General features: G+C 43.7%; 15 protein-coding genes. 8 read left to right on the plus strand and 7 right to left on the minus strand.

Annotated elements, in window-relative coordinates:
• Positions 1–77 precede the first annotated feature (77 nt).
• The gene (locus FZC78_RS17975) at positions 78–458 is read left to right on the plus strand and encodes a hypothetical protein (protein WP_148941470.1); all 381 of its coding nucleotides are present in this window, start codon (positions 78–80) and stop codon (positions 456–458) included.
• A gap of 17 nt (positions 459–475) precedes the next feature.
• On the opposite strand, the gene FZC78_RS17980 is transcribed toward FZC78_RS17975, so the two are convergent.
• The 4 genes from FZC78_RS17980 to FZC78_RS17995 all read right to left on the minus strand — a co-directional run bounded on the left by FZC78_RS17980 (position 476) and on the right by FZC78_RS17995 (position 5,387).
• Entirely contained in the window at positions 476–1,570 is a 1,095-nt protein-coding gene (locus FZC78_RS17980; RefSeq protein ID WP_148941471.1) for a Ger(x)C family spore germination protein, read from the minus strand.
• Entirely contained in the window at positions 1,567–2,661 is a 1,095-nt protein-coding gene (locus FZC78_RS17985; protein WP_148941472.1) for a GerAB/ArcD/ProY family transporter, read from the minus strand. Before FZC78_RS17985 ends, FZC78_RS17980 begins: the two co-directional genes overlap by 4 nt.
• Positions 2,662–2,678: 17 nt before the next feature.
• On the minus strand, positions 2,679–4,184 hold the full coding sequence (locus FZC78_RS17990; RefSeq protein ID WP_148941473.1) for a spore germination protein: 1,506 nt from the start codon (positions 4,182–4,184) through the stop codon (positions 2,679–2,681).
• A gap of 225 nt (positions 4,185–4,409) precedes the next feature.
• A complete protein-coding gene (locus FZC78_RS17995; RefSeq protein WP_148941474.1) occupies positions 4,410–5,387 on the minus strand; it encodes an ABC transporter substrate-binding protein in 978 nt (325 codons plus the stop codon).
• 219 nt (positions 5,388–5,606) lie between these two features.
• On the opposite strand from FZC78_RS17995, the gene FZC78_RS18000 reads away from it, so the two are divergent.
• The 6 genes from FZC78_RS18000 to FZC78_RS18025 all read left to right on the plus strand — a co-directional run bounded on the left by FZC78_RS18000 (position 5,607) and on the right by FZC78_RS18025 (position 9,569).
• Positions 5,607–6,581, plus strand: a complete 975-nt coding sequence (locus FZC78_RS18000) for a FecCD family ABC transporter permease (protein WP_252183674.1) — start codon at positions 5,607–5,609, stop codon at positions 6,579–6,581.
• A 3-nt stretch (positions 6,582–6,584) separates the two neighbouring features.
• Positions 6,585–7,640, plus strand: coding sequence for a FecCD family ABC transporter permease (locus FZC78_RS18005; RefSeq protein WP_148941476.1), 1,056 nt, complete (start codon positions 6,585–6,587; stop codon positions 7,638–7,640).
• An 84-nt stretch (positions 7,641–7,724) separates the two neighbouring features.
• On the plus strand, positions 7,725–8,543 hold the full coding sequence (locus tag FZC78_RS18010) for an ABC transporter ATP-binding protein (protein WP_148941477.1): 819 nt from the start codon (positions 7,725–7,727) through the stop codon (positions 8,541–8,543).
• The gene (locus tag FZC78_RS18015; RefSeq protein WP_148941478.1) at positions 8,540–8,896 is read left to right on the plus strand and encodes a hypothetical protein; all 357 of its coding nucleotides are present in this window, start codon (positions 8,540–8,542) and stop codon (positions 8,894–8,896) included. Before FZC78_RS18010 ends, FZC78_RS18015 begins: the two co-directional genes overlap by 4 nt.
• Before the next feature lie 35 nt (positions 8,897–8,931).
• Positions 8,932–9,321 carry a (2Fe-2S)-binding protein gene (locus FZC78_RS18020; protein ID WP_252183672.1) on the plus strand — a complete coding sequence of 130 codons (390 nt, stop codon included), beginning with the start codon at positions 8,932–8,934 and terminating at the stop codon, positions 9,319–9,321.
• Entirely contained in the window at positions 9,321–9,569 is a 249-nt protein-coding gene (locus FZC78_RS18025; RefSeq protein WP_148941480.1) for a YusU family protein, read from the plus strand. Before FZC78_RS18020 ends, FZC78_RS18025 begins: the two co-directional genes overlap by 1 nt.
• A 708-nt stretch (positions 9,570–10,277) precedes the next feature.
• Here the strand turns inward: FZC78_RS18025 and FZC78_RS18030 are convergent.
• Together FZC78_RS18030 and FZC78_RS18035 are read right to left on the minus strand one after the other, a co-directional pair.
• Positions 10,278–10,619 (minus strand): spore coat protein, encoded by a 342-nt coding sequence (locus FZC78_RS18030; protein WP_148941481.1) that lies wholly within the window; start codon positions 10,617–10,619, stop codon positions 10,278–10,280.
• Positions 10,620–10,635: 16 nt separating this feature from the next.
• A complete protein-coding gene (locus tag FZC78_RS18035; RefSeq protein ID WP_148941482.1) occupies positions 10,636–10,902 on the minus strand; it encodes a hypothetical protein in 267 nt (88 codons plus the stop codon).
• Positions 10,903–11,174: 272 nt separating this feature from the next.
• Between FZC78_RS18035 and FZC78_RS18040 the strand changes: the two genes are divergently transcribed.
• Positions 11,175–12,092, plus strand: coding sequence for a proline dehydrogenase family protein (locus FZC78_RS18040; RefSeq protein WP_148941483.1), 918 nt, complete (start codon positions 11,175–11,177; stop codon positions 12,090–12,092).
• A gap of 388 nt (positions 12,093–12,480) precedes the next feature.
• Here the strand turns inward: FZC78_RS18040 and FZC78_RS18045 are convergent, their stop codons facing one another.
• Entirely contained in the window at positions 12,481–12,612 is a 132-nt protein-coding gene (locus FZC78_RS18045) for a YuzL family protein (protein WP_148941484.1), read from the minus strand.
• Positions 12,613–12,677: the final 65 nt, after the last annotated feature.

The raw sequence follows: 12,677 nt of genomic DNA on the forward strand, positions 1-12,677 counted from the left end.
CCTGCTCCCTGCACATTCACATTTGACTTTTACATTATGCTAAAATAAGGAAAACAAGCAGTGCAAGGAGGGATTCGATGTACCAAGCCCGTATTCTTGATCAGCATGAACTCATCGATGAGCTGGTGTCTGAAATTGCACAGAACGTTTTTGTGAAGCATCCCGAGATTCTAGAGACGTTTGGAGAGAAGGGACGCAGCCAAACCTTCTCTGATCTGCAGAAACACTTTCTTCATTTGCAGACTGCCTATAAGCTCCAAGCGCCAGAGCTGTTCATGGATCATGTTAAATGGCTTCACAATGTATTGGTATCCAGGGAAATCGATACCCGTGTGGTTCTGACCGGCTTGTCTATCATGAAGGAATGTGTGAAAAAGCTTTCTCCTGAAAAGGCAGCATTTTACCGTGAATGCATTAGTGAAGCGGTTCAGTGGATAGATGAACACCTTCCCTCCTGAGAAAGGGAACGGTGTCCTTATTCCACAGTACCTGATTCCAGGATAAGGACATTAGCTTTAACATCTATCTCAGCCTGAGGATATTCCTCTTCTTCCCACTTTTTGAAGTCCATTTTTCGCACACCATGCTTTTGACGCTGTCCAAACCCCACTGGGTCTATGCCTTTCTCTTGAAAGTTTTTCAGCATCTTCAGGCAGCGGGTTTCAATATCCTTCTCCATTTTTTCCTGAATTTCCTTAGTTCTATCAGGGGAAAGTCTTTTTCCTGTATATTCTTTTATAATTCCCTCAATCTCGATGATGACGTTGATCTTTACGGGGCTGGCGTTATGTTCTATTTGGATTTTGTGTTTAGATTTCAGGCTGGTCACAGAAGCCTCTATGCTGGCTTTTAGGCTGACGCCTTCATCCGAAAGTTTGACGACTTGGTTCCCTTCGCTGTATTTGTCAGCAAGGAGTTTGAAATAAAACATATCCTCTTTGTTTATCCTGTCGATCATTTTATCATTTTTAAAGAGTGCTACTCCCGTAAGGTCCAATGTTTTATCTTCGTCCTGCTGGATTATAGGTAAGTAGGAGGTGTGGCCTTCTTGAAAAAAGGTGAACAAAAATAAGTGTAAGTTGGACTTTGCCAAATCGCCTCGGCGGATATTGTGATCCACAAGAGTGGTGATGTAATCTGAAGTCCCTTTATTGCCGTAATTTCCTTTTAAAATCTCTTCTGCGGACCCATCACTGACCAGGAGCATGACTCTTGCTCCGACGCTCGCATCACGCTGAAGGGAGTCCGCTATGTGAAGCATCCCTCTTTTGGCCATCTTTTCAGAAATCACGACGTTTTCCAAGCTTCCCCTTACAAGAGGCTGCTCAGATTTCTTTTCCAATAAGTTCAGCACTTCCCTAGTTGATTTAGCTTCTGCCGTCAGGGTGACATTTTCAATTTGTTTATCAGCAGAATATCTGGGATACAAAGCGGTGCCTCTGATTAAATCCTCGCCCGCCATATCGTACCCCTTCGCTGTTTCAATGTTAAGGTCATCCAGGATTTCCTGCTCCACACATCCAGATAAAAGGATGAGCGAGCCCACCAACAGTAATGTGAATTTTTTCATTGTTTTTTTCTCACCTTCTTCATTAAATAGATCATGAAGAGAAGAAACGGAAGGTAAACAAAGTTCAAATAAAAACCAACTTTACTGGTAATATCATTTAATAAATTGATTTGGGCGCGGTCTTTTATGAAACCAACAGCTATGACGCAAATCACGGAAAGGATAATTAATGTTTTTCTTTGATTTAACTTAAATGACCTCTTAGCTATTCGGCTTCCGCACCATAACGAAATACATACATTTGGAAGGATGATCAAGCACCAGTTGGCGATGCCGATATACTCAAAGCGTTCGACGAAGGGCATTTGAACAATTTTCCACATCGAAAGCGTCGCCCAGACCGTTTTTTCAAGCTGTCCTTCGCTGAAGAAAGCAAAGCTAATCAGAGTTAAAAGAGTAAAAAAACCGGTAGTGAGAAGGAGTCCGCCATGGGCCCACTTTTTTGATTTGCTCCCATCCTTAAGATATGGATAAAAAATGAGGAGAGTTTCATATCCCAGGAAGCTCAGTGTCATGTCCCGTGTTGCCTTCACCATATCTAAAAGAGTATGGTCCCAGATGGGAAGCAGATTTCTAAAATCGGAAAATGGGAAAGTGAATCCGAATGTCAACACAAGGTAGGCCGGCAGTACAGTTCCAAAAAAAGCAACCCCCGCTGCGGCCCTAAATCCTCCCGTAACAACATAGATGACGAGCAGGAAGAAGGGGATGGCGAAAGCCCAGGATGCCAGTCGGGGGTACATCCATACTTGTACGACTTCCACATATGTGCGGCAGACCGTCACAGCAATCAAGCAGAAATAGATGAGATACACTCCGTCGACTGCTTTACCCATCCACTTTCCAAAGGCAGTTCGATTGGCTTCAATAAGATCACCGCCGCCGGTCTGTACAATTTTAAATATCAGGAATACGATGACATTTGTCAGCAGGCCAGCAATGATAACAGAAACCCAGGCATCATATCCCGCACTTTTTGCAATAATTCTCTGATAACCTAATACACCGACGCCGACTTGGACAGAGTGAATGAGGAAGAATACGATAAATGGCGATATTTTTCTATTTTCAGGAACATGAACAGACTGCATAGCAAAACCTCCGCCAATTATTCATCAATATCGAGTTTCTTCCGTCCCTCTTCAGGTTTGAATCTGTTTGGATTCTTAGTCCGCATGAAAGCTGGCCGCTTACTTTGAGTATGAAAAGGAAAGCGGATAATCGCATCCTTAAGGTCATACAGCCTCGGAGGATACAAGGGTTCAAGGAACGGGCGGCCAAGGGAAGTCAGTTTTATGAGATGAGTCATCAAAATGCAAAAACAAAAGACGATACCGAGCATGCCCCAAATTTGGGCAAATAACAAAAATGGAAAACGCAGGATCCTGATAGTGTTGCCCATCTTATAAACAGGGGTTGTAAATGATGCTAGTGCTGCCAGGGCAACCAGGATCAGCAAAACATTGCTGGTCAGACCAGCTTCTACCGATGCCGTTCCAATAACGATTCCTCCTACGATACCAATTGTCTGGCCGACCTTGGTCGGGAGGCGGGCCCCTGCTTCCCTGAGCAGTTCTATCGTCAACTCAAGAAACAATGCTTCCAGTATGGGAGGAAGCGGGATTTCCTGGCGTGAAGTGATCAGGGTGGCCATCAGGTCTTTAGGGATCAATTCATAGTGATAAGTCAGCGCAGCTACATAAATAGGTGTAATTAAGATGGAAAAGGCAACCGCAAATACCCGGACCAGCCGGAAAAAGGAAGCGACGATATAGTTTAAAAAGTAATCTTCATACGCACTGAAAAATTCAACGAGAGTGGTAGGCCCGATCAATGCATGCGGCGAGCCGTCTGAAAGAACGACCACTTTTCCTTCCACCAGTACGGAAGCAGCACGGTCAGGCCGTTCCGTATCCAGAAGTTGAGGAAACGGAGAATTGGCATTATCCGCAATCATCTGTTCAATGAAGGAGCTGTCATTGATTTGATCAAAATCAATCGCTTTCAAACGCTGCCGCATCGTTTGGACATTATCCTGGTCTGCCAATCCGTCAATATACAATAAGGAAGTCTTAGTATGAGTCATCCGCCCGATATTAAAATCTTCAATAATTAATTCTTTGATAGGGACTCGCTTTCGAAGCATGTTCAAGTTTTGGTCAATTGACTCGACGAATGCCTCTTTTGGTCCCACCACACTGAACTCTACCTCAGGCTGAGATACCTGGCGGACAACTTCTTTCTGTGCTGCAATGAATGCAAACCGGTTTTTCTCATTTTCTGTTTTGAGGAGAACATATCCGTTCATCAGCTTTTGCTCTATCTTGCTTTCATCATCAGACAATTGAATGTCAATGATGGGAGCAAGCTTCTTCACATCTTCTAAAGTTGTAAAGTTCTTTCCAAGGAGAGATGGAAGCAGGTCTTTCTGCAAAATGTCCTCATCAACCAAAGTCGATAAGAAATTCAACCCAAAACGCAATCCTGTATGCTGGTTGTAATAGAAAATCTCCTTATAATCAGTTGATTTCCGTGCAAGTTTCTCAAATGATTCCTGTGTGCGTTTCTTTTTTGTTTGATCGGTTCCTTTTTTTCGTTTAAATAAAGAAAACATCAGATTCACCACTTTTATTATTACTCTGATGGTAGTGTTTCCGGTTTGCGGAGAATTATGAAAAAAATGGTGTAGTAAAATGAAAGGGAGGAGACTTATCCAGAGTGCAGTTAATGCAGCATCTGGTTTGACAACTCTCTGATAGTTACTAGGCTTAAGGATCAGCAGTGAGGGGAAGTTTGCAGCATAGAAAAAAGCCCGCGTGATGACGGGCTTTTCCTTTCATTACTGTGCTAAAAAGTATTTCTCAATATCATCAAGCATCAGATTGGCAGCCATAACTCCGCCGGCAGTGTTCCAAATTGGATCACTTACTTCGTGGACTTTCCCTTCTTGGGCAACCTCAAGTTTTTGGAACAACGGGTCGTTAATCCACTCTTCAGCCACTTTATTTCCTTCACCATCACCAGTTTCGTAAGCGAAATAGAACAGGATATCTCCATCCATAGCTGGGATGCGCTCTTTGGTGACACCAGTTTCTGCAAAGTCTTCCACATCCTGGCCTTCAGGACGGGCAAAACCTAATTGATCCAGAATGACTCCTGAGAAAGAATCTTTATGGTAGATACGAACGTCTGTAGGCATGAAGCGGACCATTGAGACTTCCATGTCCAATTTATCGCCAAGTTCGGCTTTCAGGTCTTCAATACGCTGTTCGTATTCTGCGATGACTTCCTGGCCTTTTTCTTCTTTATTAAGAGCTTTCGAGTATAGCTCAAAGTTTTCTTTCCAGTTGCCGCGAAGTGTTTCCGCGAAAACAGTCGGAGCGATTGCTTTAAGCTTGTCGTACTGTTCTTCCTGGCGCATTTTGTTACCGATGATTAAATCGGGTTTCAATTTTGCGATGGCTTCCATATTTAACTCACTTTCAGTTCCAACAACTTCAACATCCGCCATTTTATCAGCGATATGCTCATACCAAGGGTCACCGATCCATGATTGAACAGCTCCTACAGGTGTCACATCCATTGCAAGAAGAGCCTCAGTGCCTTCATTTGTCAAGATGACCACACGTTCAGGTTCTCCTTCGATTTCAGTTGTACCCATTGCATGCTCCACTGTATAGCTTGTAGTTTCTTCACCTGTGTCGCTGCCATTGCCAGCTGCTTCTTCCTCTTGGTTTTCATTATTTGTTCCGCAAGCTGCAAGAACAAGGATTGCAACAAGAATGAATAAAGACATTAAATAACGTAATGGACGCATATGTATTTCCTCCTGATTTGGTGATAATGATTTTCATTTGCATTACTTCCAAAAACTATACTAGAAGATAACGATTACAAAGTCAACCACCAATTGATAATGATTTTCAACATCATTGACTAGCATTCTTTTATTCTCTAAAATGGAAAGTGGAGTAAACGTTTTTCTAATCTAAATGAATGTTTTAACAGAAGGGTTATATATATGAGAAGATCAGGAATGCAGGCGTTGCTGTTATTAACAGCACTATTCATCTTTGCATTGTTCATCGGAATGAGCATTGTATATGGCTACACAGAAACTACATGGAAGATGGCGTACCAGGCACTGACAAACGGGGATGGCTCTACGGAACATCTTGTCATCCAGACGGTCAGGCTGCCGAGGGCTCTCATTGCGGCTTCCGTAGGGGCATCGCTGGCCATCTCAGGAGTACTAATGCAGACATTGACAAAGAATCCGCTCGCATCTCCCGGTATTTTCGGGATTAATGCCGGAGCGGGCTTCATGGTCGTCATTGCTGTAACACTCTTTAATATCTCAAATTTACAAAGCTTTACATGGCTTTCCTTCCTTGGTGCGGGTATAGCTGCGGTAGCGGTGTATGTCATTGGCTCTGCGGGAAGAGAAGGGTTGACCCCTATGAAGCTCACACTTGCCGGAGCCGCTATCACAGCGTTATTTTCCTCGTTTACACAAGGATTTCTTGTACTGAATGAAGCGGCTTTGGAGCAGGTCCTTTTCTGGCTTGCCGGATCAGTCCAAGGCAGGAGCCTTGATATCCTTTATGGTGTCTTTCCTTATCTTCTCATCGGCTGGGTCCTAGCTATTATAATAGGAAACAAATTGAATGTCCTGGCAATGGGAGAAGATGTAGCGAGAGGGCTGGGACTTAAGACAGGATGGATCAAACTGATTTCATTAATTGTCGTAGTCCTGCTTGCGGGCGGATCGGTAGCTATAGCCGGTCCGATCGGCTTTGTCGGCATCGTGGTGCCGCATATTGCCAGAAGAATCATTGGTGTAGACCATAGGTGGCTTCTGCCTTTTGCAGGCTTGACAGGCGGGATTCTCCTGCTGGCTGCCGATATTGGTGCAAGGTATATTATCATGCCGCAGGAAGTTCCTGTCGGTGTCATGACAGCCGCTATAGGCGCCCCGTTTTTCATTTACATCGCAAGGAAGGGGTTTTAGCGGATGAAGCGATATATTGCCAAACGATTTTTTAAAGATAAGCTTTCATTCTTAATAGATTTGTCAGCAGTAAAAAAGATTTTCTTATTAATGGCTGTGACTGCCTTAATATTTATATTGAGTACAGGACTTGGTGACATGAACATACAGCCCTGGACAGTTCTGATGGTGTTTTTCGGAGGAGGGACCGAGCTTGAGCAGCTGGTCGTTCAATCCTTCAGGCTTCCAAGGATCATTATTGCGCTGCTGGCCGGCATGTCTTTGGCGATTGCCGGAGCTTTGCTTCAAGGAATGGTAAGGAACCCTCTTGCCTCCCCGGATATCATTGGGATCACCGGTGGAGCAGGCGCTGCAGTAGTAGGATTTTTGGCCTTTTTCAGTGATGAAAACAATGCCCTGACTGTAAGCATCCAGTGGCTTCCGCTTGCCGCATTTGCCGGAGCAGCGGCAGTCGCATTCCTGGTTTATTTTCTCGCTTGGAAAAATGGGGTATCCCCAGTCCGCCTGGTCCTGATAGGAATTGGGATATCAGCTCTCATGCAGGCGATCATCACCATGCTGATGATTTTAGGTCCTATCTTCCGGGCCAGCCAGGCGAATATCTGGATTACAGGTACAGTGAATGCTTCCAATTGGAAAGATGTTCAGATTCTGTTACCGTGGACACTGATCCTGATTTTGATTGCGTTTGTTTTGGCAAGGAACGTTAACATTCAAGAGCTCGGGGAAGAAATTGCCACTGGCGTGGGAAGCAGCATCCAGAGACAGCGGATCATTCTGCTAACCTTGGCTACGGGTTTAGTCGGCGGAGCGGTTGCATTTGCAGGAGGCATAGGGTTTGTAGGACTGATGGCACCACATATGGCCCGCCGTCTGGTTGGTTCATCTTTTGGCGCCCTGCTGCCAGTAGCGGCTTTGCTTGGAGGCACTCTGGTGATGATAGCCGACCTTGTGGGCCGGACTTTATTTTTACCCTTGGAAGTGCCTGCCGGTGTGTTCACTGCCGCTATCGGCGCTCCGTACTTCATCTATTTACTATTTAAGACAAAAAATGCATAACTTTTTTATATAAAAATACTTTAGAATCATAATAGAATGATTTTAGGAACGGCAGCAGTTCAAACCAAAGGAGATGACCCGAGGATGACACAATCTCTTCAGACAGAATCGCTTACTTTAAGTTATGGAGACAGAATAATTATAGATGAACTGGACCTTGAGATTCCTAAAGGTGAAATCACGGTATTCATAGGAGGGAATGGCTGCGGAAAGTCCACACTCCTTCGCTCAATGGCGAGGCTTCTGAAGCCTCAAACGGGTTCTGTGCTCATCGATGGTGATGCGATTGCAAAATTGTCTACAAAGGATGTAGCCAGAAAGCTGGCCATTCTTCCACAATCACCCACTGCACCCGAGGGGTTAACGGTGCTGCAACTGGTCAAACAGGGAAGATACCCTCACCAATCGTGGCTGAAACAGTGGTCTCAAAAGGATGAAGAAATCGTCTTAAAGGCTCTCAAGGCCACCAAGATGGAGGAGCTTCAGCATAGAAGAGTCGACGAACTTTCCGGCGGGCAGCGGCAAAGAGCGTGGATTGCCCTGACTCTTGCTCAGGATACGGATATCATTCTACTGGATGAGCCCACAACGTACCTTGACATGACTCATCAAATTGAAATCCTGGATTTATTATTTGAATTGAATGAAACAGAAGAGCGTACAATCATCATGGTCTTGCATGATCTGAACCTTGCCTGCCGCTATGCCCATAATATCGTTGCGATCCGAGACCAGAAAATATTTGCCCAAGGAAAGCCTGAGGAAGTCATCAGCTGCAACCTTGTGAAAAATGTATTTGACATGGACTGCCAGGTGACGAGTGATCCATTGTTCGGTACACCGCTTTGCATTCCTTATGGGAAGGGCAGATGTATCATCAAAGAAGTAGCTGAGATGGCATGAGCAGAGTGTCCCTGACTGCAGAGGAACAAGAAATGCTGAGGTCTTTCCGGTTTTTTACAGAAAGACCCGCGGAGAGCGAATTAACTTCCGCCGCTCAACTGATCAATCCGGAGGGGATGGAAGCCTTTTTTCAAAAGTACTCCGGCAAGATAGGCAGCGAAGATAAAAAAGTGCTGTCATCGCTGCTGCTTAAGAGGTACGCTTTTGCAGCGGTCATTTCGCTTTTTTCTTTCTCGGTTTTTAATAAAAGGCTGAATGTATCACCTGATAATGTGTTTCTTGCAGATGGAGAAAAAATGGCCTATGGATTCCTGGATTTTATTTTCAAGATCAAGATGCCAGTGAGGTTATAGACAGGGAATCTGAAAGGGAAGAAGTGGCAAAGGAAGTGTTTCGGGACCACCTTTTTCCTCTTATTGAAACGGCGAAGACGGCTGGGAAGGTCACGGACCTGATTACATGGGAAAATGTTGCTATTTATCTGTTCTGGGTTTACGAAGTACTTACTCATCAAGAAGAGCTTGGGCATGCCCGGGAGAGGATGGAAGAGGACTTTCGCTGGCTGCTGAAGGAAAGGAATGCAGCTCTGTTTGGACCTTATCAGAAAAACCCGCTTGCCAGATATCACTCAGAAAAACAATTTGTAGCAGCACAGGACAGTATGCTGCGTGTCAGGAAGACTTGCTGCTACTCCTATAAGCTGAGAGACGGGGAAGCTCTCAGGTGCAGCACATGCCCGCAAACCTGCAATGTGAAACAGCGGAAAGGAGTGAGGTAATGGAGAACTTTGACGAACAATTCGACGCATTGATCGATAAATATACTGAACTGCTTCTGGGTGAAGCCACTCCAGAGCTCAAAAGTAAGGTAACGAAATGGGTCATTTATACTTACATCGCCAAGTCCATGCCGCCTTTGGCCAAGCATTGGAACTCCGAGTTCCCCGAAGGCAAAGAAGAGATTAAGAGAATCATTGCGGAAATCAAAGAGTTGAATGAAGATCATCGAGCGAAGAAGGATCAATAGAAGCAGCCGCCCGTTATCAGCCGGCTGTTTTTTATTTTGTGCATTTTGTACTCGTTGGTGGAGGACGCCAGCCGGTTTAGTCCGGGGGCATTTTTGGTGCGAAAAATAAACCTGCCAAAATGGAGTAACAGATTTCTCTATCAACGAGTTTTATGCGTCTATCGACGAATCTGCTGGCCTTATCAACGAAAATCCCAGGTCTATCGACGAATTTGCTCATCCTATCAGCCGCTTATAGCGAAAGCTGCTTGTCATTTCATTAATTAGGTCCCCAGCGGTGAAAATAAGGGAACTTTTTTCCCTTAATCGGGAATTCCAGCTTATTTCGAGGTAAATAGAGGAACTTTTTTCCCTTATATGATAAAAAAGCGAAATTTTTTTAGTGTATAGATCTTATAAGGGAACTTTATTCCCCTATTTTAGCTTTTTTTAGTGTTTTTTAGTAAATAAGGGAACATTTTTCCTCTAATTACTATCTGAAATACTGAACCACTCTGAAAAGTTTGAAGCAGCGTCTTTCTATCAATTTTTATGAAAAAGGACCCTTACAGCCCCGCCAGGCAAATGTTCCAAAAATCATCAAAAATTCACTCAAAAAAGTCAACTATCTTTTCTTCCTATTTAGGGAAGGATAGTTGACTTTATCTTTGTTTATATCAAGTAGATTCTAAAGATTTTCATTGTGCTTTAAAACAAGGCGCCACTCCATCAATGCACGTTATTATAAGGAAATTGGGAAGCGTATTGCTGGTGCTGCTGGTAAGACTGCTGAAGCTTTTGGGTATCTGCCTGCTCAAGTTTGTACCAGCCTTTTTTGAACATGCTGTTATACAGGCTGCGCTGGGTGTTCTGCGTTTCATTGAAGATGGTAAGCAGGTCATTATAGAGAGCATCATGGCTTGCTTCATTCAATGCCGTACAGTAAGAGTCGGTCATATATTTTTCCATGCTCAGCATATCATTTACCAGGTCGCGGTCGTTCATTTGCGGTGTTTCAGATACTTGTGTCTGCGGGTTTTGGATTTTTTGCTGTGATTGATTTTGATTCATCCTATACACTTCCTTTCTACATAGTTGTGGAGGATTGGGTCGCATTTCCTGGATTCAAGTGGGCAAGGATCTGTTCATAATGGCGCTGGTGCATCTGGCCGCACTTATCGATTTCCGCTTTGAGTTCAGGATCCTGGCAGTGACTTGCTGCAAAATGGGCTTTTTTCATGGCCAGTAAGTTCCATGAAAGCATATCATTTAAGTACATAGAATCTTTGGTGGTTAACACTTGCGGGGGCTGCTGCATGATGCCCTGCTGTTGGCTGCTTTGCTGCTGTTGCATAAGGTTTCCCTCCTTTGAGTTTAGCAAAGTTATTGTTCCTCTAATACCGCAGCATATACAAGAAATGACAATAAACGATAAAATTTTTCAAATAGATGTTTGAACTATATTCAAAAACGGTTAAAGGTGATAATATAAATTTATAAATTTGGAACCGATTTAAGGGGCGATTAGTCCTGGCAGACCACCTCAGCCACTTGATTGCGGCCATCCAGACTATCTAAATAGAAACCGCTTTCATAGTGAAGCAAATGTTACAGGGGGTAATTGACATGGAACAAGTAATGCGTAACTTCTTTTTATTCTTATCCAAGAATAAACCATTAACGAAAGTAGCGAAAAAATATGGTTTGCGCTTTGGCGCAGCTCGATTTGTTGCTGGTGAATCCATCGACCTCGCTGTTGAAGCTATCAAAGGGCTGAATAATCAAGGGTTATCCGTAACAATCGATTATCTTGGAGAGTTCATTGATAATGAAGCAGAAGCAAATGAGATGGCTGATCAATGCATTGAGGCTGTAAAGGCAATCGGCAGGGAGCGGATTGATTCACAGCTTTCATTGAAAATGACATCGATGGGTCTCGATCTTTCTGAAGAAATTGTTATGAAAAACATGAGAAGAATCCTTGAAGCAGCCCAGGAGTTTGGAGTGTTCGTTACGATCGATATGGAAGATTACTCCCGATGCGGCAAGACCATCGATATTTTCAAAAGGCTGAAATCTGAATATGATAATGTCGGTACGGTTATCCAGGCTTATCTGTTCAGAACAGAAAAGGATATGGAAGTTCTGAATGAATATTCTCCAAATCTTCGACTCGTTAAAGGGGCATACAAGGAATCGCCTCTTGTAGCTTTCCCGGATAAAAAAGACGTCGACGACAACTTTAAAAAAATTATTAAGATGCATCTGCTCAATGGCAACTACACCGCTGTGGCAACACATGACGATGCGATGATTGAATATACGAAGCAGATTGTAGAGGAGTACAATATCCCTCACGACCAATTTGAATTCCAGATGCTCTATGGAATCAGAGTGGAGCGGCAGCTGGAGCTGGCTAAAGAAGGATATAAAATGCGCGTCTATGTTCCATACGGCACAGATTGGTACGGCTACTTCATGCGCCGCCTTGCAGAAAGACCTGCAAACGTCGCTTTTGTACTGAAAGGTGTAATCAACAAGTAAATTGAGAGTTTAGCATAATCATATATGAACGGGACCGCTGCAGGATTTCTATCTTGCAGCGGTCTTTTTGATCATTCATTTGTATTTTTGATCTGACTAATAATTTGGCAGGATCCAGAGAAAAAACAGCCAGAACCTCAACTTGACTGTATCAAATGAAAGATTAGTGAAATCAATGCTGCCAAATGACTGATCAGACAGCACTGAAGTTGGTTTAACTAATCGACGTCATCAAAAACCCAACGGGACAGAAGTGCATCACGATTCTGCCAAATTCTTGACCTGACTTCAAGCAATCTTGGTTTTACCCATTCACTGTGAGCTTTAGTTTAGAGAAATATGCAGACAGCCCGCCAAGAACTCGGAAAACCAACAGATAAAACAGAGATTATTTTTTGTATTGATTGTTTTGGCTGTTCACCTTGCCGCCGCCGTCATGTTCCACTGTCGGACCTGCATCACCTTTTACACTGGCCGCGCTGACGCCTGCCTTGGATGGGTTTTTCTTTCTTTTTGCCATATTAATCACCTCCACTATTAGAATTACCAAAAGGTGCAAAAAGATTATTTTTTGAAAATTTTTCA

Origin of the sequence: Rossellomorea vietnamensis (assembly GCF_008180415.1) — a bacterium.
Lineage (GTDB): Bacteria > Bacillota > Bacilli > Bacillales > Bacillaceae_B > Rossellomorea > Rossellomorea vietnamensis_C.